Genomic DNA, 21,268 nt, shown 5'->3' on the forward strand with positions numbered 1-21,268 from the left:
TCACGAAGGCATGATCTATGTCGTCATGATTCGATTGATGCTGCGGCGATTAACTAAGAACCGACGGAGATGGAAATCAAGCAGTGCTTAATGACCTTTTACAAACACTTTCTGAGTTTATTAACCTGTTAAAGTGATGAAGTGAAACTAATCTCATACTCTTTGCTGAGTCGAGATTAGGAGAGTTAGACTGAGCGGTAAGATGTCAGGGGCACAAATGATACCTAGAACTACCAGAAACCCTGATTGATCACGTAACTGTAAACCTATGAAACTTCCTCTTTGCCTCGTGTTGGTCGCTCTGGTTGCTGCCCCAGTCTGCGCCCAAGAAGCGATCCCCAATCGTCTGATTGACTACGACAAATTCAGAGAAATTGTCATTCAGTCTTCAGAAGAACGAGAATCAAAGCGACTTACCGAAGCTCAGTTTATGGCGATGATGAAAGAGCCAGGGATCGTGCTGCTGGATGCTCGTAGTGAATCTAGATACAACCTCCGCCACATCAAAGGCGCGATCAATCTGCCGTTCACAGAATTTACAGCAGAATCCCTGGCTGCTGTGATTCCCAGCAAAAACACCAAGGTACTCATTTATTGCAACAACAACTTTGAAGGTAGTCAGACTGCTTTTGCGGCAAAAGCACCTGCGGCTTCTCTCAACCTCTCCACTTACACTTCTTTGAAGGCTTATGGGTACAGGAATGTGTATGAGTTGGGTCCACTGCTGGATGTTGCCACCACCAAGATCCCGTTTGCAGGGAAAGAAGTTGCCCATACTTCCAAGGCGGGACGGTTAAAGCCGCTCTGAATCAACTCTAATATTGCAAGCCATTACTGAAGTGGCTGACTTTGGCTTAGAACCAAAAAAGATTGCTTAGGAGTTTGAGCTTACAGCTCCCTTTTAAATCATTTGGTAATGGCTTTTGGAGTAAAGTGCTGAAATCAGGAAAGGGAGTGAGGCGATTTGAAGGGGCGGAATGGCTGAAGTGAGTTTGAGTGAGTTGTCAGCGATCACTAACCAGCTCAAGTTTGCTTTCCGAACAAAGCGGCATTTAGCTCATTAAGATCGACGGGCTTAACCAAGTGTGAATCGAACCCTGCTTGGTGGGAACGCTCCCGGTCTTCCTGCTGACCATACCCACTCACTGCCAAGAGACGAATCTTCTGCAACTCCGGTAGCTGTCGGATGCGGTGGGCGAGTTCATAGCCATTCATTGAAGGCAAGCCAATGTCGAGGATGGCAACATCCGGCAGAAAAGACTGTGCAGCTTTCAGCCCTTCCAATCCATCATGAGCCACTTGAATCGTATGCCCATAGAGGCTCAGCGAGGTCGCCAGCACCTCAGCCCCATCTACGTTGTCATCAACGACTAAGATGCGAAGCTGACCGGGTTGAGACAGATTTATAACTACTTCCAGCGTTTCCTCAGCTTGGCTTTCAGTCGCGAGGGGCAACCAGACCGAGAACTCGCTGCCTCGGCCCTTGCCTGCACTGGCTACAGCTACTCGTCCCCCGTGTAATCCCACTAGGTTTTTTACAATTGCTAGTCCTAGGCCCAAGCCACCTTGAGAGCGCTCTATAGACTGCTGTTCTTGGTAGAACAAATCAAAGATTTTGGGCAGGAGTTCAGGCTCAATGCCGCTGCCACTATCACGCACCCGCAGCAAGACTTCATCCTCTGAGCGCTCCGCTAGGATGGTAACTTTTCCCCCTGGCTCGGTGTACTTAGCAGCGTTATTGAGTAAGTTCGCAATCACTTGCGCCAACCGTCTGGGATCGGCCTCAACGGTTAGGCCCGTGTCAGGCACTTGCAACTCAAGTTGGTGATGCTGTTGTTCGAGCAAAGGACTGCATTGCTCGACCGCTGCTGCAATGACTTCAGCTAACTCAAAGCGTTTCTTTTTGAGTGCCAGTTTGCCCCGCGCTAGTCGTGATACATCCAGCAGATCATCCACCAGAGCCACCAAATGACGTACTTGGCGCTCAATGATGGTTCTTTCCCGCTCTACCTCTGAGATGCCACGTAGTTGCATCAGGTTTAGAGCCGTTGAGATTGGGGCAAGGGGATTGCGGAGTTCATGACCCAGTATCGCCAAGAACTCATCTTTCGCTCGGTTGGCTAACTCAGCTTCACGCTGAGCATTGATGAGTTCAGTGGCCTCGAAGGCAATGACGACAATACTCTCTGTTTGCCCCTGCTGATCTGGAAGTGGTTGGTAAACGACCTCAAAAGCACAAGGTTGAAGTGTGGGTGGTTGTCCCCGCTTCAACAATATTTGGATTCTGCCAACGTAGGGTTGCCCTGTTTCGTAAGCCTGATCAAGGAGTTCATAAATGCCTTGACCCGCTAGTTCAGGCAACGCAACTCGCAAGGGCTGACCCAAAACGGGCCGATGGTCAACTAGTTCCAGGTAGGGTTCATTAACAAACTCATAGACCAGTTCTGGACCGTTCAATACAGCAATCCCAACGGGTGCATGCTCAAAAATTCGCGTCAATCGGTCTGCATCCGCTTTCAGCCGTCGCTCCAGTAGCACTTTTTCCGTTGTCTCTGAAAAGGTGACAAGGACACCCGCGACATTTCCTGAGTCATCGGGAACAGGGCTATAGGAGAAATCAAAATAACAATCCTCAGGATAGCCAAAGCGCTCAATCGTGAGCTTGAAGTTGTCAAAGCCAAAGGACTGTCCTTGCCATACCTCTGCCCACATGGGGCCAATTGTGCTCCAAATTTCGGGCCAAGTTTCCGGGGCACTGATTCCCATTGCTGCCGGATGCTTATTGCCGAGAATGGGGCGATAGGCATCGTTGTAAAACTGGGTAAATTCCTCTCCCCAAGCGATGTACATAGGTAGCCGACAGTCGAGCAGGATGCGAACAGCAGTTTTTAGGCTATGGGGCCACTTCTCAACCGGGCCAACAGAAGTTTTAGCCCAATCAATCGTCCGCATCAGGGCACCCATTTCACCCCCGCCCGAAAGAACACGATGTACGGACGGGCAATTTCTATTCTGGGATGGGTCAGGTGGAATAGGCATATGGCCTACGACTCGTTGCAATGCTTCTATCGTCCTTAAAATTCTCTAATATGCGGCGGTTCAAGAGGTCAGAAGCTATTTAATTGCTGTCACAACAAAGCCCCAATCATATGATCGGGGCTTGTACTTGAATATTAAATGCCAGCTAACAGTTTTAATATTTGCTTCGGGTACTAAAGGCTAGCTGACGGCTTTTATACTCTCTATCCTTACAGAAGATGAAATTTCTGCCTATGGGGGGATTTACCCGTTTATTTCTCGTCTCAGCAATTCATTACCTATCAGACTGCTCTAGAAGTTGAACCATGACTTCTATCAATACGTCCGGCAGGATCGGCTTCGTGAGGTAATGCTGAAAGCTCAGTTCTAGCGCTCGCTTCCGCGCTTCTTTGCTTGCATAACCTGTCAAAGCAATAGCTGGCACCTGCCATCCTAGCTCTGCCTCCAATGCGCGTAATTCTCGAATGAGTGAGAAGCCATCCTCAAAAGGGAGGCCAAGATCGCTGATTAGCAGCGTGGGGTGTAAATCCTTAAACAGCTCAATTGTTTCCGAAGTGGATAGCGCAGCAGCTACTTCGGCTCCACATTCCTCAAGCGTAAAAGCAGCAGAAAAAGGGTGTCAATATCAGCATCCACCACAAGGATTCGTTGCCCCAGCAGCAATGACCGCTAGCTCATTTCTTTTCTGCTCCTATAAACACGTCTACTTAAGCACTAATACTTATGGCATAGATGCCTTAAAGATCGAGCTAAGCAAACTCTACCTTTAGCCAGGGCGATTTTGTATCTTAAGGTACTTAAATAGAGCAGTTGTTACTATGCGCCCTTGTGGAAGAAAGGTTCTCACCCACCCAGAAGCAAGAGCAACACTATCGCGCAGAGTTGGTCAAGTGGGGAATAGAGCTTGAAAAAGCGTTCAAAGTGGCTAGAATTCTTGCCTTAAATATTCCCAATGAGAACCTAAGCAGTAGTGAAGCAGCACTAGTTGAAGAAGTCTGTAACGAGTGGTTTGAGAAACGGAAGCAGTGGGAACAATTCAAGCAAACAATGGCTCAGTACGGCGCAACTCTGAACGAGGTAAGTTTGGAAGATTACCAAAGGGCAAACCGACAAAAAGAGAACGAATCCTCACCTCGGACTACAGACCAGTGAAGTGATTAGTGCTGTTGCTGATTCAAGATGCGCCCGCTTGGATAGCATTTTCCTCTGTGGGCAGGGCATTGCATTTATGGCGATCTCCTAACACGAGATTAAACCGTGATCGCCTCTTCTAAGGAAGTCAGTGCAGCCGCAGGCAAATTTCTTAGCCCCACCCAAACTTTGTACTCGTTTCTCAGGGCAGTAATGCAAACTTGAGCACCGTGTTCCGCCAAGGAAACCGCTAAGGAAACCGCTAAGGAAAAAGCTCTTTGTCTATCTTCAGCCTTGTATACCGTGCAAAGTCGGTACATTTCCTTGTCAGAACACATCCCTTCATGGATTTCGTTTTGATACCAAAACTTGAAGGACTGCACGAGGTTATGAGACAGCACTAGGGGATACATGCGAAACCTCCAAGGTTACAGTCTCATTATTTGTTAAGTTTTGAGTATACTGTGTATTAAATATCACACTTAACTGAAAGTTTACTTTCTGAAGCAAAAAACATCGAGCTTCCAAACGGTTGCACCAAGCAAGGCAGCACTTAGAGTTGGCATACCAGCAATATGGTGTTTCAAAGGCTTTAGCAAAAGCGCTGCGGGAAGATGTAGCGATCCGGTTTCTAACGGTAGGCCATAATATAACGAACTTTCCGACGCTAGTGACTGGAGCAGTGGTCAGACTAGTTGATCAAGTAGCTGAGTCACGCAACGTAGCCCGCTTTTGAGAGAAGCGAAGCTTACATACCCTAAATACTAAATGGGGCGAATAAACTTTAATTCTATTACTTTCCGAAATAACTCCCCCACGAAGGGTATTACTCCGAAAAAGCCAGTTCATCAGTAATGAGGCTGGAAGGTCATCAAGGTATGGACCTTCTACTTCACCTATAAGTCAAACACAACCAACAAAGTTCTAGAAACGAAGAAATACATTTGGACTTAAAGATTCAGGTGTGCGTTTCTAACGTTTGCCTAGTGATCAAGTTTATTTCCTTGAAGACATCAGGAATATATAAACCATGACAGAATCACAGCAACAAGAGCTAGATCCCAAACAGGAAAAACCAGTTCTTCCACTACCTAACAATGACCAGAATACCAGCAGCTCATTAGGGGCATGGAATATAGCTCTAGGGCTTTGGCAGCGTGTTTCTGCTTTACCTCACAACCAAAGAGTGCAGACCATTACGATAGTTACAGTTTCTTTAGTAGCTGTGCAAGTCAGCCTACTACTAACAGTTATTGTTTTGGCTCAATTCTTTAATTTTGGAAGGAATAAAGATGGGTTCTATTTTGGACTCAAAGATCAGTCGGCTGAGAAAACATCCACAGTAAATGACAAAGCAAGCACAACAACTTCTCAAGTACCACTGACATACATAGTTGTAGACTCAGCTACTGGATTTCAAAACTCAGGAATCCTTGTAAAAAAGGGTGAGCGTGTAATCCTTGAACCAAGAGGGCGTATTCATCTGTCCTTGGAGCAAGCTTACAATTCCGCAAGAGCTGTTAAACCAACGATTATCCAGTATGGGGATAAGCAGCGGCTAGAGGAGACAAAAGGTAAAGAATGGCTGCAAAAGCAACAAGAATGGATCAAGCAACCGACTCAGCAGGAAGCGTTAGAAACTAGCAACGTTTTCTATCGGGGTTGGATAGGGCCAGAAGGAGAATTAGAAGGAAGCGAATTCTTTAATGAATGTCTGCTTCTACAAGGAGCACCGTGGGGAGCTTTGTTAGTCACTGTAATGCCTGAGCAACTATCCCCTCAAGATGGACAAGCTGACCCCTTAGGAATCCTCAACCGTTACCGTGAATCTCATAACCTTAAGCTGGAAGAATTGAAGCCAGTTGCTCAGCTAGTTAATCAGGAATTTATTGCTGAGCGAGATGGGTATTTAACTTTCATCGTTAATGATGCAGTGCTCTCACCATTTTATTTAAGCTCTAAAGAAGATTCGCAATCGAAGGTTTACTATGATGCCTTAAATGAGGCGTTAAAGCGTAGTTCAGGAGGGCAAGGTAGAAATCCAGATCGGAAATTCTCACCGCTTGTTTTATATGCAGACAACTTAGGAGTATTTCACGTCACGATCAAGAAATAGGAGCCGCATGTCTCAGGTGCGGTGCAACGAGTGAAGATGCTATCCACTGTCTGCTGTGCTGAGTAGCTTCAAAGGAGCCGCACGTCTCAGGTGTGGTGCAACTTGGTTCTGCTCATCGCGTCCGATGTCATACTTGGCTTCAAAAGAGCCGCACGTCTCAGGTGCGGTGCAACTTCACCGCTCAGTGGCAATAAGCGAAGGTATCTTCAGCAAGGCTTGCATGCTGCTTTCAGCCTCCAGTCTTTGTTCTAGCCTTCTTGTTACCCCTTGAGCTGCTGCCCTACAATCTTTGTGGAGATATAAAAGGAACTTTATAGGAATTGGTATACAGCCCAAACCACATCACCTTCAACTTGTTCATTAGATCGAGAGCGCCTAGATTGCCGAGTACGCTGCCGCACAATCTGTTTGCTTCCGTCCTTGTGAAGCAAGAGATGAACCGAATGAGCACATCAATTACACTTAGGGTGTAATTGATGTGCTCGATTTCATGAACTTCAACAGAAAGTATTAGCTCAGCTGAATATCTGCGAAGTCTTCTAATAACAAAAATCGGCCTGTTAATGACTCTGCCTCTCTAAACGTGTCATAGTCACGCAGCAGGCCAAAATCTAACCCAGTAATCTCCTCAATCTCCTCTACTGTGGTTTGGTACTCCCTTACACGACCTAAATCTCCGAAAGCTTCTGATGCCCCCCGCCTTGAAAGACGTTCTGGTAATCGAGTCAGTAATTCTGATTGGTCAGCGAGGAATGCAGTTGCTTTCAGCTCTCCTCTTTCCAGACGTGCAATAACTTTGAAGAATTGAAGTGGAATTCGAACTTCCCGATATCGCGGATCACTGGCTGCAAACACAGGACCTGTAAACACACATAATTGCGCATCTTCTTCACGCGCATTGTCTAGCACGTAATTTTCGATCCCTTGCCAATACTGCTGCTGTTGGTTGAATCTAGATTCTTGAGGACAGCAGTTGGTGAAATGAAATGTATCCGCATTGGCCCTCTCTGCTTCTCTATCGCTGCCCCATACAGGATCTTCCCGACGAACTTGATGCCCCCGGTCAAAGATGCGCGTGGGTTGCTGATTGGAGTAGAGACTCTGGTTGGTCTGGTCACCCTCATCAATGCGCTCATCGATGTACCATTTTTCACTTGCTTCAGCTGCTTTAGCAGACTCGCGGCGACTGCGACTAGACCTACCACGTGTACCGTCGTCACTAACTCTACCGGTCTCCCGTATGACCCTACGGGATTGTTGTCCATCAATATTGACAGCGGTAACATAAGCCATTTTACGAGTGCGATTTATGACAATGCTAAAGTGCTCGTATTTCAGCTCATAAGGATCTGCACCACGTGCTGGGTTGAGTAACGTTGCCCGTTCGCCTAGAGCGCGATCAGTGACTTTTGGAATGGGAAGCGTAAAGTCTGAAAGAAAGTTTGGGTCGTAGCCTTTACGGTTCAAGTAGTTTGGGTCTGGGGTAACAGCCTCAGCCCTCCCCGAGTCAATAGAGTTTGAAGGAACAGATGAATTACCCACACTGCCATTTAGACCTGGAATACGCACTGTAATTTCAAGAGGAATTGTGAGTGTGACAGAACCATCTGAGTTCGCGTGTGTAGAAGGGAAATTATGGATAGGTTTGTTCACCTTTAATGTTTTCTCCGTTTGGTTCATAGGTTCACTTGGGCTAGTTTCTTCCTTGATAGAAGGGCTTGTAGCAGTAGTTAGCCCTAAGCGGCTCGGGTATCGAAAACTCTGTTTGAGCGCCGATTTTAGTAGAAGCACCTGCGCTCTCTGAAGATTACTGAGAGTTTGTTCAAGCGCCTGAACAATTGCGCTGATCCGGATGCCTTCGTTGACTTCCTTATCGACCATTTGACCAGCCCCATCACTGACTTGGCGATAAGGCTCGCCCCAGTGATGTAGGGCTACAGCTTCCCATTGATCGTTAAACACAGGAGACCCTGAAGATCCCGGAGAAGTATCCGCAACATAATGCAGAACTTTGTCGAGACGGGTAACAAGCTGATTTTCACGTAGCACAACCTGTTTGTAATCTCCGTCCGGGTGCTGAATAATGTTGACAAACTCTCCTATGAGGTGCTTGTCGTCAGTATTTGTCAATGGACAGAACCCAAAGTCTTTAGGATCTCCGGCACCACTTTCACGATCACCCACTGCCACCACCGTGTAATCCAGATCGTCTTCAGAGTTGGTCAAAAAGAATGTTTTTGGAGCGAGAGCAAAGCGAGTCACTGATCGAGCGTGTCCATGTGGGTCAAGCTCATAATTGAACTCTAGTAGAAATTCTTCCGCTGCCTTTTCGCTACTGATGACGTGGTTATTGGTGAGAAACAAGCGATCCGAAATTAGGAAGCCACTGCCTTGAGGCTGCCCATCACGAAAGATCACCCGAGCGACACAACTGGCAGCAGCTAGAGCGGAATCAAGAAATGCAACACCAACAAAGTCAGTAGTACGCCCTTGAATTCGCTCAGCCCCAAGGCGTGCATCCCCATCTAGTCCCATTTTTGCAGGATCTTCACCATGAGCAAGTGCTATTGCTATCTTCCGATCAACTCCTGCTACAGCTTGAAATCGGTGGATTTTGCGGTGCTCGTCCGGCTCCGCAGTAAGTAGGTTGCCCTGTTCAGCAGATTCTCTAACCTGTTCTCGTTGCTTTTTAGCCTCAGATGCTCTGACGCGTTCGCGAGCAGCATTCGTAATCCTCTTTGGAACCTCTTGTAGGGCCATAGGTTGTTATTCCATTTACCTTGATTTACCCATCTCGTCAAAAATCCATCGAAACGTTGAGAAATAACGGTAACACCCTTAATGGTTGTCGAGTAGCACCAGAAATTGTTCACTCTCACTCTCGTAAACATCCGGCTACAAAGGTTTGCTGAAGCTAACAGACTTTATTTTTCCATTAGCTTAGCTGGCGATCATTACTTAGGCGCTCACTCAAACGCAGTAGACCTCATCGATCAAAGTGAAGTTTTGTAATTACCATTTATCTACTGAATCCAATAGATCCGTCAGTCAAAAGCGTTCACCTAAATACTACATAAGCCCTAACTACAAAACGGCGTAGTATCAAGCGTCAAGACGATTCAAAAACAAGAGAGCTGCCCGTGTTTCACCTTTCCCCCTGCTTCGCAGGTACGGTGAAACACGGGCTTTTAATGAAGTCTTAGAATAGCCAAAGTTTCAGAAACAACCTGCTGGGGACGTTCAAAACAGTCTTTTGCCGTAAATCGAATGGTGGGAACCCCGGATCGCAGCAATACTCGGTCACGAGCATAGTCTCGAATGGATTGGTCTTGAGCTAAATGGTGCTGCCCATCCACTTCCAGAGAAACGCATCGGCCCTGGTGAAAAATCAAAAAATCAACTTCGACACGACCTGTAAGCTGGGTGTCACTGATGCCTGTATCTTGAAGGCCCACACGTCCACGGGCATTGGCAAAGAATAATGTTCCAGCCAAGTCAAGCGCTTCTGCTATTCTGACTTCTGCTTCAGACCGTAGGTAAAGTCCACCCCACCCTTTCGTGTAATTTCCGTTGGGTTCCGTGCTAGGGGCCGAGGTAGTTAGGGCTGTGCCTGCTATCAAGGTTTCAATCTGAGTCTTGAGGGAGTCATCACAGAAGATACGCCAATGGTGTTGAGTCTTGGCACCTGCTGGTTGGCCTGCATAAGCAATATGAAGTGAATCTGCCACTTCCCAATAAAATCCAGGGCGAGTCTTGTTGTATAGCTTAGTGTTGAGGTTTTGCCTCAACGTCTTTCGCTGCTTAGGGTTGAGTTTCTGGGATTGAGGACTCAAAGCAATGATAATGTCCAACAATTTAGTGGTCATTACTGGAAAGCAGAAAGGAAGCTTACCCCCACTGGCGACAAGGGCATGACTTCCAGCTTGATGTTCAAGCCCGTCCAAATTTAGTTCGCTTGGGCTAGTTTCTTGACTACCTACCATACACTCCTCCTAAGGCTTTCCTAGAATGCCCAGACGTATGGTCTAAAACGTAATTTTTCAGGACTTATAAAGCTACCAGGCAAAAGCATTTATCCAGCACTATTAAGCCCTGGCTACAGAACTCTTAGTAACAAGGGTCAAGACGAGCCAAAATACAAAAGAACACCTACCTACTCACCTTGCCTTTGCTTTGTAGATACTGTGAATAACTGGCTCTAGGTATGGATGTTTGAGTTGGCCCGTCTAGGATTCACCCAGCTATTCTTGCTGTTTGTAGGATTCAAATTCTTTCAATGCAAGTTGCCGAGCCGCCACAGTATTTAAGTCTGGATGAAAAACCTGAAGACAGGCTTCAACTACTTCAATAAAGCCTGTTCTGAGGCAACCCATTCCAAAATGCTCAATGAATTCATGCATCTTGAACTGTAAGTTTCTGTAGAAATCTTCTACTTCCTTCAGAGGGCGTTCTTTGATAGCTGTAACGATCTTTTCAACGGCTTCAGGACTAGTAAGCCAGTCACCAGAGCTTTTTCTATAAAACTGAAGTACCTGCTGTTTCTTCTTCGCTTTGGAGCGGGCACCATGACCTAAAACCCAAAACCAACAAGAAGGAAAATTGAAGATCCCTGCAAGTGCAAACCTATAAAGGTCTAATGGGTAAAGAGCTAGTAGCATAGCCATTGTGCAAATAACTACACAGGTAGTAGTAAGAGCAGCAAACCATTTGTGAGCCAACCATTTCAGCTTCATAGGGTTATTGAGCAAGAGTAGAGCACTAATTAAAAGCGTTCACTCAAGCCCTACTAAGCCTCACAGTAGCTATTTCTAGCAAGTCAACTCTTCATAGCCTGTTTATGGCTACTTCACTATTAAGTGAAACCAGGCGTTAGGGAATTTCTACAAAGTTCAATGGAAGCGATCTTGAGACTCAGCTTTGCAGTTTTCATTAGCAGGCATCTGACCAGTAAAATCCCAGAGAAGAATAGGGAACCCTAAGCCTGCCCCTTCTGGTAAAAGCATGAATCGATTCTTTGCGCTGGCAGTCACGCTCACTCTGATTTCTCCTACTCCACTTTTGGCCCAAACTAATCAAACGGGCACTGTCATCAGCACGGGTGACGGAGACACATTACGTGTTCAGGTGAATGGGCAACCCATCACTGTACGACTTGCCTGCGCGGATGCCCCGGAGTCCACCCAAGCTGGTGGCAAAGAGGCAGCAACTCGTCTCAGCCAATTTCTGCCCAAGAATCAAAGCGTTCAGTTGCGGGTGGTAGAGAAGGATCGCTATGGCCGCACCGTCGCTGAGGTCTTCAAGAACGGTCAATCAGTCAACCTACAAATGGTGCAAGAAGGCCGAGCTGTAGTTTACAGGCAATACTTGAGTGCTTGTACTGCTACTAAGGATCGCTACCTCCAAGCAGAAGCTAAAGCTAAGCAACGGAAGCTAGCCTTCTGGAGCCAAGCTAATCCAGTCATGCCGTGGGATTTTAGAGCAGGTAAGCGAGGCACTTCTAACGCAGCCCCCACAGTTAATTGGCTTAGCACTCCACAGCCTGCGGCTCAGACCTCTAACTGCTCTCCTGCCTACCCAGGGGTGTGCATTCCTCCTGGACCACCTGATTTAGATTGTGGTGATATTCCAGAGCGGCGTTTCCAAGTTGTAGCCCCCGACCCACATGGGTTTGATAGAGACAATGATGGGGTGGGTTGTGAAAGTTAATTTCAAAGTGTTGAGCGCGATCACGTTTGCTATCTTGGCTGGGATTGCTACCTTTTCCATGTGGGCACAGTACTTCTGGCCTGAAATGTTTGCGGAGGAACGCTGTGTTTTGCAAGCACCCAATGGTGATGTGGTGAAATCCTCTGGAGTCGCTTGCAGAGGTACTGACCTATAAAAGCGCCGCTTGAAAAATGCCGTGCAGATTGTCTCGTTGGAGGGCGAGGGGCGAAACGGAGCGAGTGGGGGAAGCAACAACTTCTGCCCCTCACCCAGTGGCATAGTAATGGCACGGCATTTTTCATCAGTCAATCCGATTCAGTAGGGGTTGACTGACCTCTACCTTGAAGGAACTTCAGGCTCTCTCGCTCATGGATAAGGGAATTGCTGTGCTTTGATCAGGCCAGCATTTTATGCTACCTTGACTTGCTCAGCCTTTACGCAATGAATCTAAGCAAGTGCAAAAGCTGTGCGCTCGTCTTGTAGTAATTTTAGAGCGCTTCCGATTGCTTCATAGAGTTGCCAGAAATAAACATGGAAGCAGATTGTGAGCAGCAAGTAATTACCTTCTTATATGCTCTGTCTCATAAATGTTTGAAGAAGCTACAGTCTACTCCAGTTACGTCGTAACATTGGCCCTCGAGTTGTTTTTAGCAAGCTAAGCGCTGCCCGATTAGCATCTATGGCTTTTCCAAAATCACGATCCTGCCCCCGAATACCAGCAGAATGAAGTTGTTGCAGTAGTTCTTCAGCTGTGACTAGAGTACTTTCATAGGTATCGATAGTATCATTAAACGAATTTTGTCTAAGATAAAGAACTTGGTTTTTCAAAGACTGTAAATAGTGCCGGAAGGCTTGTCTTTCTCCAAATCCCACGGTACTTGGTTGAGTCCCTTGAAACAGGATGTCGGCATAGTGGCTTCCAAGGGTTCCTGAAGAAGCCATTTGATTTAAAAGGCCTTGCCCCATTGCTATATCTAGGTATGAAATTTTGAACTCTGATAGTCCTTTTGCACAGTAATACCAAACTGCTTTTTGCTTAATTTCTTCAAGGTATTGAGCATTAAACTTTTCAGGTGGAAATGAGCGAACATTCATCCAAGTTCCAGAGGCTATTGCAGTTGCCGAGGCACAGCCCGAAATTAGCATTTGATGATTGCAGTATCCAACAATTACTCTTTTTCCGCTGAGCCGGAAACCTGCAATTAAGTCAATAACATTTGCTACCCAAATAGGATCTTCAACTAAATATTGACCTTTAGGATGCTCACATATTAAGTAGATACCGTTTACATTCCATAATCTAGCTGCTTCAATCAGTTCATGGATTTGATCTACATTCCTAGTTGCATCTGCACTAAGTGCTACTATTGCAATTAAATCTTTTTGATTTTCTTCTAAACTTAGAGCTTGCTGAATTACAGCATTTTGCCTTATAAGCCAATCTTCATCAATCTCTAGTGCATAGAGACCAGGCAAAATAAAATCATCACAACCAAGCTGATGATTTAAAGTATACAAGTCCATTAAGAGTGCTCTTAGACCAGCGCCTGACCAAAACTCAAAACTTGCATACTGCTTAGGAAAATACTCGTGGGACTGTAGTCTTTCATGGTCTGCGTATGGCAGATAAAATTGTGGATCTAGAAGTAGAGAACCACCTAAATTGAGAACTTTTTTTGCAAAACTTTGAAGTTGATTTGGTTTGAGGTCCCGTGGGCTAAGAATAATTGTGCCGTTGCCCCACTCTTGAATAAGTGAGCAGCAATGGTCCATCATTCCATAGCCAAACTGAAGAAAAAGTTCCATTTAGCTAATTCCTTCTGCAATACAGATCTCCTGCATCCAACTTAGTGCTTCTGCAACAGTTGAAGGACGGTGATCTGGGCGAGAACGGGTCATAGTTAAAACCAGATCGCGTAGTTGACCAGCTTGATCTGCAACTTTGGATATTGGTGGTAACGGCTGTGATTCCACTCTTCGAAGGGCCTCTGAGTAATCACGAACTTGGAAATTAAACGGATTAACTCCTTCTGCACACTCATACAGTGTCACACCAAGGGCAAAAAGATCAGCCCTTGCATCAATATTTCCCTTCCTGTTTCTAAATTGCTCTGGTGGAGCGTAGCCAGGAGTGAAGACACCAAGATAGTCTGAAGTTGCGGTAATCGATTCCATATCAAGGTGTCTAGCAAGGCCGAAGTCAAGCAGCCAAGCATCTCCAGATGGGTCTATGATAATATTTTCTGGTTTGACATCACGGTGGACAATTCGAGTACTCTCAGCATCAGCGAGTGCTTCTAAAATATGTAGACCAAGACAGAGAACCTTCTCAAGAGCGAGAGAATTTTGTTCTCTCAGTATCTGACGCAGATTTTTCCCGGACACTCGCTCTTCACGAATCCAAATTAGTTCACCGATAGGTGAATTTTTTGTTCCTAGCTCAAATATCTTGGGGACTCGTGTTGAACTTATTTCCTGTACTGCCTGCACTTCTCGGATAATACGTTCAGTCCTTACTTGGGGATGACAGAGCTTTAGGACAATATCACCATCTACGGGGTGTGTTCCTAAAAGAACAGATTTCTGGCCCCCAGCGTTCAAGTAGTCGAGTGAAGTATATTCTGAGAATTGCTGCTTTATCCAATCAAGATCGATAGTCATTTTTATGGCTAAAAGCTTGCAAAAATTTTAATATAGGGCGCTTACAATACTTAGTTTGCAAGTTTCCTGTGACCTGTATAGCAGATTTTTATATTAGGTGAAAAGCTATAGAGAAATAAGAGCTTAAAGAAAATATTCAGTCAAAGACATACAATTTTATGGTATAAGATCAAAAAATCCTTGAAATTCTATCTTAGTAAGCTTCTTAGCGGTTTTGGAGGCTATTCATAAAGTAAGTCTAAAGCCAAGCCAGCACTCAAAAGCTCTGCTTTAGGATGCAATTGAAGCTCTTCAGCCACATGCTATATCTCTCACGGCCTACTCCACTGACCTGTCGGATGCAGCATGGAATCTGCTCTCTCCTTTGATTCCACCGGGTAAACCCAGTGGTTATCCTCGCACAGTAGAGATGCGAGCCATCTGCAATGCCATCTACTATCAACTCAAAACGGGATGCCAGTGGCACTGCCCCCCGTGACTTTCCAGTTCAACCGTCTACAGCTACTACCGCAAATGGCAACGGCAAGGCGTATGGGAGGCAATGAACCAGGCTTTATGCGATTAACTTAGAGAACGGTTGGGGAAGTCGGTTCAACCGAGTGAAGTGGCAACCGATAGCCAATTGGTCAAGACCACTGAAAAAAGGACGAGGTCTAAGGGTTCGTTCGCCTTTGGTGGGGCGAAGCCCTAGGCGGCAAACGGGTAGAAGGACGCAAGCGGCACCTGTGGGTCGATAGTTCGGGTCTGCTGTAGAAGATGATGGTGACCGAGGCGAATGCCAGTAAGCGAGTAGTAGCAGCTTATGCACTGCTAAGTTTGGTGGAGGACAACCCAATGCTGCTGAGCCAAGTGCTGTGGGTAGATACAGGGTATCGAGGCGACAGTTTTGCCTTAGCTGTGTGGTTGATGATTTAGGCCAGAGTGGAGGTGATTGAGCGCCAGGGACTTGGCTTTGGGATTTTGCCCAAACGTTGGGTAGCCAAACGAACTTTTGGCTGGCTGAATTGGTATCGTCAGCTCAGTAAGGATTACGAACGATTACCTGAAATAAGTGAAGCAGCAATTTATGCGGTGATGACTCGCATCATGCTGCGACGATTGGTGTTTTAAAGCTTCACTTTATAAACAGGCTCTTATAAACCATTTGTAAACAAATCCAATACAGTGATTATGTAATGAGTTCATATTTCTTAATTTTTTGCCAATTTAGCTCTCCAAGCCCACTCATTGAATAGCCATGAAGCATAAGATTTTGGCATTCGCTCTACTTGTGCTGAGATCTCGGGTTTATCTAAACATTGATGGGGCATTAAAACTCCTACTCCCATGTTTTCTGCTTGCTGCAATAGAGTCGTTCGCCTAGGCATGTGCTGAAGCAGCAAGTAGGATTCTGAAGCGAACCAACTGTTATGAAATGCTTGCTGAAGGCCTTGCTGCCAATTACTTATTTTTGCCTCGATAGCAACTAGTTTCTTAATTGCGAAAATTTCATGTAATGGTTTAGCTCTCCAATCACCTGCTATCCATTCGATAACTTTCGCTTCATGGAGCCGCTTCAAAGAGCTTGAAACACCTTTAGGAAAGAATGTATTCAGCTGCGAAAGCGTTACTACTTCATTGGTAAATATATAGTGCAAAATACGAATGTCAGATTTAACTAACTTTGCTCGATCACGTGACCAGTTTTCTGAAATATTAGTATCAAAATAAACAATAACTATATCAGGAAAACAAGCATCTACTCGAGGCTCTAAAAAAATTACTTGCCACTCATCAGAGTATGGAGTGATCTTAGAATCAATATAATTGACAACAAGACTATGCTCCGGTCCTTTGGTTAAGCTTCGAAGAGAAGGACCTATTGATTCTAGAGAGGGATATTCACTAATTGTTTCTGATGTGATCATCCAGTATGTTCTTAGTAACTATTGATTAGAAAGTATGGTGTTACAAGTAGCTGAAACACTAAAAATACCTTAGAAAAAGGTTGGCTTTCCGAAAATATTATATACTAATTTAGCTAATCAAATCAATAGAGTAATGTGTGGAAATCACTAAGCTATACCCTATCTCAAAACTTTTATGTGTTTACTACAAAAGTAAAATGGCTAAAATCAGTTTAGACTTTAAAGCTTTGATGCCATCGTCTGTCTAAAATAATTCTTTGCCCAATTGACTTTGTTGAGATGGACGAAGATTGGCTTTACGACAATACAGGTCAGAAGCTTGATATTATTTACCGTCTATATCCTACTGAATGGATGATAGAAGATAAAGATGTGAGCTCAAACAAGCGTCTTTGGGATTACTTTGAACCTTTAGCTGCACTTAATAAAGTTCTCTTAATTAATCCAGCTAGCTCATTTACCCTCCAAAACAAAGCTTTATTAGCTTTCATCACAATGCTAGGAGAGGACTTTTTTGCGTCAAATAATTTAACTGGCTTTAGTCATTTTCTCCCTACTTTTATAGAAAGATCTCAAATTGAGGAGCCTTTCGTTGCTAAACCTACGTTTGGCAGAGAAGGTAAGGAAGTAAAGATATATAAGGATGGTAGCAAGTCAGCGTATAACCAGTCTCATGAGTATGCTGACTTAATGGATATATACCAAAAATATGTAGATTTGCCGGAAATCCAGTTAGACGGCGATAATTACACGCTGCAAATGTCTTGCTTCTTGGTCAATGGTATTCCAACAGGTGTCTCTGCCCGAATAGGAGATATGGTCATAGGCAATACATCTAAATTCCTGCCGATTGGCTATTAAAGAGTTCTTAGGAAATAGATTAGTACTGAGTTTGTGCCGACGCAGATTGAATGTTTTTTCTTGCAGCTTAGTAGCTTGCTGATCGCCCATATAATCGCTTTGCTAAGATTACAAGCATTTCCCTTGCCTCTATAACTAGCTTTTCAGGGAAGTTCTCAGTAGAGATAAAAACTGTCCCGTCGTCATCAATTACAAACTCTAACTCCTCAACATTCACCTGAAAAGGAAACCACTCCCCCTCCACCTCATAGGATCGCCTCACTTCTTCCAAGTTCAACTCGTACACTTGGCCCACTGGAGCAGCGATCAGAGCTTCTATTGAGTTTTGCAGCCCCACTTCTGTTATCTCGAATGGAGCTTGAGCTGCCTCAGCAATCCTCTTGCGCTCTCCAATTCTGTTCGTTCTTCTAGACTGTGCCAGCCTGTCTTTTAGGTGAGCAACTTCTTTACCTGGAAACTTTAGTGCAGTTTCTACCCCTCCAAGATGGGGTCTGAGGTCAAAGCGAATGTTGCGCTCAGCTAAACGCCCCTCCACTTTTTTATGGACATCTAGGGTCGCTAACGTTAAGGCATCGCCCAATCGCTGGGTGTCATTTTCTTGCGCGATCCGACGCATCTGCTCTTTGACTAACTCAGTTAAGCCAAACTCAACCGCACTACTGTACGTTTGCGATCCTCGCTCCACTGAGCTTTGAATCAGGTCTACTACGTTCTGTAGGATGAACTCTTCTTGAGACAGCAGTTTGAATCTCATAAAGCCACCTCGGTAATGTAGCAGCGGTAGTCCGTCTCACTTATCAAAGCTGTGCCGACTAAAATCCCCACCACAGGCCGAGTGTCTAGTTCAGCGCAAGCAGAAATGTAACCTGCCATCCGAACCAGCTCGTCCTCCAACACCTGTTTGATGCCCAGGGTTGAGTCAGTGGTTGCCTTCGCCTCAATCAGGTAAGTATTGCCATTCCCCTCCATGACAATATCTGGGTAGTCATGGTTAGGGCGGGCCAACTTGCGGCATCGGTAGTACCGTTGAGCTAGGAATCCGGCGATCCCTTCACCAATCCCTGCCACTGCGCTCTTGTTAGCCGTCACGCGCCGCTGTTCAGTCCTGCTGTAAAACAGGGGTGGATACCCAGGCTCTAAGAAGGCACCGCTGGAGTAGGTAAACCAGTACTGTATTTCTTCGAGGGGGCGATACACCAATTGTTCTGAGTACTTACTAACCATGCGCCTCAGCGTGTCTCTGCGAAGCTGGAAAGAACCGACTGAGGCGTAAGTAAATCGCCTATTAGCTACGAGAGTCTTAAATCGAATCTTGGAAGCATGCCGAGTAGCCGCAAGCTTAGCAATAGACTGTTCTTCCTGAGATAACTGGAGCAGGCGATGCTCCAAGGTGATTTGAATGGTCATTGGTACTGGAGAACTAGAAATCCATAGACTGTTCTCACAGTAAGTCCTGTAGCTAGCCCAGACAAACCTTCGCTATCACGGTGATAGCTCTTGTCCATTGTTGGAGGTTGGGGGGCAGAGCACTTGTCTCAATGCTGGAGGAATTTGCTCATACGACTCCCAAAGCAAGTCCATTTCTGCCAGTCGTCGTAGGTAGAGTGCTTCGGGTGGACGGTAATTCTTAGCTCTGGCAAACCAGCGATCAACGGTAGGTTCAGAGCAACCGCAGATTTGGGCCATCTGAGCATGGGTCACGCTCCACTTGGCGTAGAACTCTTGAGGTGACATGCCTAGCTGACAGCGAGTGTAGAGCTTCAGCAAAGCGATCTCTCGTTGCCCCAAGTCTCGTAGGCTCACTCCTGCCCCACCTCAAGCGTGGTATTACGCTGATCGGTAGTTAGTAGTTCTAAGTCTGCTTCCCAAGCTGTATCTGTACAAGTCCAAGCATGGGAAGGTGATTGAGGGTCAAGCCAAATTAAGTAACGCCAAGCCCAGGACTTTAAGTGTTCTGCTGGGGCATATTGCAGCCCTGTCACAGTACCAAAGTCCTGGCTTGGCAAGGGTCGCCAGCTAACACGATCCCCGATCCTCAGCCTTGGCTGGGGTATCTGATGAGGAAAACCCTCTGGCAGTAGTTGTGCCGAATAGGATCGCGCCGCAGTCATCTCTCAGTTGCAAGAAACTAATGTCAATTGTAGCCTATAAACTACATTTTGTAGCCAATCGGCTGTAGAAATTTGAGCTGGTGTCTAGCAGCATTATGCGGTGACGCATAATGAGCAAACCAACATCCGACAGCGCTTCGGTAAAGCTGTCCGGCAACGGCGGCGAGAACTAGATATGTCTCAGGAGCAGTTAGCAGAGCTAGCTGAACTCCACCGAACCTACATTTCTGATGTTGAGACAGGAAAGGTGAGTCCTTCCCTGGACAATATTGAAAAGATTGCCAAAGCTCTTGGTATTTCAATTGTTAAGCTCTTCGCCAGGTACAAAATTGAACCTGAGTTGGATAAATAACAGAAGATCTCAATACCAATTAATTATTGTTTCTAGCTACCAGTGGGGTGTAGGAACAGGGGCTAGCGGAGGGTTTATTAATAAGGCTTTTGCTTCTTTGCCATACTTTTGAAGGGCATATTGCATCTTTGACATTCCCCTTTTACCCATAAAGATGGGATTGCAAATCGTTCCTGGCAACTAGGGCATTTTGAGAGCAAGCGGAGCCGATGTTTCTTGCACCCGTTGGTCGATTGGTACTACCAACCCATGCAATGGTAAGGGGCTTCAACATAACAGGCAGCACACAAGCGAATTGGCTTCGGCTTGATAGGTTCACGTTCAGGCGGAAACATTTGAAGTAACCTATCTACTTCCACCTCTGTTAAGGTACTGATCTTCAGCAATAGATCATGATTGGAAGGGTTGAAGTAGAAATGCTGCCATCTCCACAAAACACTGCCAAGTTTTAATTTTCTACTAAGGCTGAAAGAATCAGACAGACTGACAGCTTCTTGACGGAACCAGCGGCCAAGATAATGACTAATACTTTCGCCTTCATAAGGCGGAAGATACAAGATTGAATGCTGTAGCTCCCCATCTGCCATAGTTTCTATAGATTGGCACACTGACTCTGCTTCTTCACAATCAGCACCTTTAAGTTAACCCTATCTGAGCCTAGACATGGGGACATAGTGACTTCCTAGTGCCCCAGCTATGTTCTGCAAGTTTACTTGAGCTTTTGGATGGTCAAGTTTCCATACTGCGATCTCACGCAGGATCTCATACAGTACTCTAAGCTGACCTTGAGAGCTTTCGTATAAGTATTTGACGATGCTTGGATCTTCTGCAAGATTTAAGGAGCTTGACCAACGTAACCCAGCCTTTTCCCAGCTATCAATTACAGTGGCTGTATCTGAAAGAGACAGTGAATTAAACGGATAAAACTTCAAAAATATATTGTGTATGTTAATGTATTTTTTCTTCTTACTAGAGTTGGGATCAATTAAATCGTTTAAGTAAAGTGGACCTGCCAAGATAACTGAAATTTTTAACTTCTCCGCAATTCGTATAAGCTCGTTAAACGCTGTAAAGGATAGCAAATCTGCATTGTTAACAATCAGAATTTTGACTCCATACCCCTTAAGCGTTCCCCATGTTCGCGACCGCAAGTCTCTTAAAGGTCCACAATCTAATGGATTAGAAAGAAACTCCAGGATTTTGAGAAACAAATCAGTGGCGCTACCGTGTTGTTCCATTTCAATAGAGGCGACTGGAGCAGGCACCTGTAACAGGGCAAACGCATCTTATTGAGCAAAGACTTTAGCCAGATAATCATTATCCCAGCCTGCTTTGAGGCGCTTGGCCTTCATTCCCCCCTTGGCAGTCTTCTCTTGGCTCAACA

Annotated in this window: 22 protein-coding genes and 2 pseudogenes; 9 read left to right on the forward strand and 15 right to left on the reverse strand. The window is 45.5% G+C overall.

All coding sequences use genetic code 11. The features are described 5' to 3' along the window. Nucleotides 1-268 precede the first annotated feature (268 nt). Nucleotides 269-808, forward strand: coding sequence for a rhodanese-like domain-containing protein (locus tag NDA01_RS27670; protein ID WP_348230547.1), 540 nt, complete (start codon nt 269-271; stop codon nt 806-808). A gap of 215 nt (nt 809-1,023) precedes the next feature. Here the strand turns inward: NDA01_RS27670 and NDA01_RS27675 are convergent, their stop codons facing one another. Beyond that, complete coding sequence (locus NDA01_RS27675; RefSeq protein WP_348230548.1) at nt 1,024-3,039, reverse strand: hybrid sensor histidine kinase/response regulator; 2,016 nt, start codon at nt 3,037-3,039, stop codon at nt 1,024-1,026. A gap of 274 nt (nt 3,040-3,313) precedes the next feature. After that, nucleotides 3,314-3,625, reverse strand: a pseudogene (locus NDA01_RS32085) (response regulator); the annotation flags it as partial. Nucleotides 3,626-3,867: 242 nt separating this feature from the next. Between NDA01_RS32085 and NDA01_RS27680 the strand changes: the two are divergent. After that, nucleotides 3,868-4,191: a hypothetical protein gene (locus NDA01_RS27680; RefSeq protein WP_348230549.1), complete on the forward strand. Its 324-nt coding sequence runs from the start codon at nt 3,868-3,870 to the stop codon at nt 4,189-4,191. Nucleotides 4,192-4,289: 98 nt separating this feature from the next. Here the strand turns inward: NDA01_RS27680 and NDA01_RS27685 are convergent, their stop codons facing one another. Continuing rightward, nucleotides 4,290-4,583, reverse strand: coding sequence for a hypothetical protein (locus NDA01_RS27685; protein ID WP_348230550.1), 294 nt, complete (start codon nt 4,581-4,583; stop codon nt 4,290-4,292). 146 nt (nt 4,584-4,729) lie between these two features. Between NDA01_RS27685 and NDA01_RS27690 the strand changes: the two genes are divergently transcribed. Then, nucleotides 4,730-4,906, forward strand: a complete 177-nt coding sequence (locus tag NDA01_RS27690) for a hypothetical protein (RefSeq protein ID WP_348230551.1) — start codon at nt 4,730-4,732, stop codon at nt 4,904-4,906. Between the two features lie 294 nt (nt 4,907-5,200). Continuing rightward, nucleotides 5,201-6,286 carry a hypothetical protein gene (locus NDA01_RS27695; RefSeq protein ID WP_348230552.1) on the forward strand — a complete coding sequence of 362 codons (1,086 nt, stop codon included), beginning with the start codon at nt 5,201-5,203 and terminating at the stop codon, nt 6,284-6,286. 510 nt (nt 6,287-6,796) lie between these two features. Here NDA01_RS27695 and NDA01_RS27700 read toward each other — a convergent pair. The 3 genes from NDA01_RS27700 to NDA01_RS27710 form a co-directional block, all read right to left on the reverse strand. Further along, nucleotides 6,797-9,046: a DNA/RNA non-specific endonuclease gene (locus NDA01_RS27700; protein ID WP_348230553.1), complete on the reverse strand. Its 2,250-nt coding sequence runs from the start codon at nt 9,044-9,046 to the stop codon at nt 6,797-6,799. A 428-nt stretch (nt 9,047-9,474) separates the two neighbouring features. Next, nucleotides 9,475-10,269, reverse strand: coding sequence for an endonuclease domain-containing protein (locus NDA01_RS27705; RefSeq protein WP_348230554.1), 795 nt, complete (start codon nt 10,267-10,269; stop codon nt 9,475-9,477). Between the two features lie 258 nt (nt 10,270-10,527). Further along, nucleotides 10,528-11,019: a hypothetical protein gene (locus tag NDA01_RS27710; RefSeq protein WP_348230555.1), complete on the reverse strand. Its 492-nt coding sequence runs from the start codon at nt 11,017-11,019 to the stop codon at nt 10,528-10,530. A gap of 268 nt (nt 11,020-11,287) precedes the next feature. Here NDA01_RS27710 and NDA01_RS27715 point away from each other — a divergent pair, with 268 nt between their 5' ends. Next, the gene (locus NDA01_RS27715) at nt 11,288-11,992 is read left to right on the forward strand and encodes a thermonuclease family protein (RefSeq protein WP_348230556.1); all 705 of its coding nucleotides are present in this window, start codon (nt 11,288-11,290) and stop codon (nt 11,990-11,992) included. Next, nucleotides 11,982-12,167, forward strand: coding sequence for a hypothetical protein (locus NDA01_RS27720; RefSeq protein ID WP_348230557.1), 186 nt, complete (start codon nt 11,982-11,984; stop codon nt 12,165-12,167). The genes NDA01_RS27715 and NDA01_RS27720 overlap by 11 nt, the downstream gene beginning before the upstream one ends. Nucleotides 12,168-12,592: 425 nt before the next feature. On the opposite strand, the gene NDA01_RS27725 is transcribed toward NDA01_RS27720, so the two are convergent. Beyond that, entirely contained in the window at nt 12,593-13,798 is a 1,206-nt protein-coding gene (locus tag NDA01_RS27725; RefSeq protein ID WP_348230558.1) for a hypothetical protein, read from the reverse strand. Beyond that, complete coding sequence (locus NDA01_RS27730) at nt 13,799-14,653, reverse strand: serine/threonine-protein kinase (protein WP_348230559.1); 855 nt, start codon at nt 14,651-14,653, stop codon at nt 13,799-13,801. Nucleotides 14,654-14,957: 304 nt separating this feature from the next. Between NDA01_RS27730 and NDA01_RS27735 the strand changes: the two are divergent. Beyond that, a pseudogene (locus NDA01_RS27735) lies at nt 14,958-15,763 on the forward strand (IS5 family transposase). Between the two features lie 80 nt (nt 15,764-15,843). On the opposite strand, the gene NDA01_RS27740 reads toward NDA01_RS27735, so the two are convergent. Beyond that, complete coding sequence (locus NDA01_RS27740) at nt 15,844-16,560, reverse strand: hypothetical protein (RefSeq protein ID WP_348230560.1); 717 nt, start codon at nt 16,558-16,560, stop codon at nt 15,844-15,846. Between the two features lie 264 nt (nt 16,561-16,824). On the opposite strand from NDA01_RS27740, the gene NDA01_RS27745 reads away from it, so the two are divergent. Beyond that, nucleotides 16,825-17,421, forward strand: a complete 597-nt coding sequence (locus NDA01_RS27745) for a glutathionylspermidine synthase family protein (RefSeq protein ID WP_348230567.1) — start codon at nt 16,825-16,827, stop codon at nt 17,419-17,421. Between the two features lie 67 nt (nt 17,422-17,488). Here NDA01_RS27745 and NDA01_RS27750 read toward each other — a convergent pair whose 3' ends face one another. The 4 genes from NDA01_RS27750 to NDA01_RS27765 form a co-directional block, all read right to left on the reverse strand. Then, nucleotides 17,489-18,175 carry a hypothetical protein gene (locus NDA01_RS27750; RefSeq protein WP_348230561.1) on the reverse strand — a complete coding sequence of 229 codons (687 nt, stop codon included), beginning with the start codon at nt 18,173-18,175 and terminating at the stop codon, nt 17,489-17,491. Continuing rightward, entirely contained in the window at nt 18,172-18,828 is a 657-nt protein-coding gene (locus NDA01_RS27755) for a hypothetical protein (protein ID WP_348230562.1), read from the reverse strand. The genes NDA01_RS27750 and NDA01_RS27755 overlap by 4 nt, the downstream gene beginning before the upstream one ends. A gap of 75 nt (nt 18,829-18,903) precedes the next feature. Beyond that, a complete protein-coding gene (locus NDA01_RS27760) occupies nt 18,904-19,224 on the reverse strand; it encodes a helix-turn-helix domain-containing protein (RefSeq protein ID WP_348230563.1) in 321 nt (106 codons plus the stop codon). After that, a complete protein-coding gene (locus NDA01_RS27765) occupies nt 19,221-19,427 on the reverse strand; it encodes a hypothetical protein (protein WP_242024296.1) in 207 nt (68 codons plus the stop codon). The genes NDA01_RS27760 and NDA01_RS27765 overlap by 4 nt, the downstream gene beginning before the upstream one ends. A gap of 205 nt (nt 19,428-19,632) precedes the next feature. On the opposite strand from NDA01_RS27765, the gene NDA01_RS27770 reads away from it, so the two are divergent. Next, nucleotides 19,633-19,884 carry a helix-turn-helix domain-containing protein gene (locus NDA01_RS27770; protein ID WP_348230564.1) on the forward strand — a complete coding sequence of 84 codons (252 nt, stop codon included), beginning with the start codon at nt 19,633-19,635 and terminating at the stop codon, nt 19,882-19,884. 239 nt (nt 19,885-20,123) lie between these two features. On the opposite strand, the gene NDA01_RS27775 is transcribed toward NDA01_RS27770, so the two are convergent. Then, nucleotides 20,124-20,471 carry a hypothetical protein gene (locus tag NDA01_RS27775; RefSeq protein WP_348230565.1) on the reverse strand — a complete coding sequence of 116 codons (348 nt, stop codon included), beginning with the start codon at nt 20,469-20,471 and terminating at the stop codon, nt 20,124-20,126. A 60-nt stretch (nt 20,472-20,531) separates the two neighbouring features. Further along, a complete protein-coding gene (locus NDA01_RS27780) occupies nt 20,532-21,149 on the reverse strand; it encodes an AAA family ATPase (RefSeq protein WP_348230566.1) in 618 nt (205 codons plus the stop codon). Between the last annotated feature and the right edge of the window lie 119 nt (nt 21,150-21,268).

The sequence above is a fragment of the Trichocoleus desertorum AS-A10 genome (genome assembly GCF_039962155.1).
In the GTDB taxonomy this organism is placed as follows: domain Bacteria; phylum Cyanobacteriota; class Cyanobacteriia; order FACHB-46; family FACHB-46; genus Trichocoleus.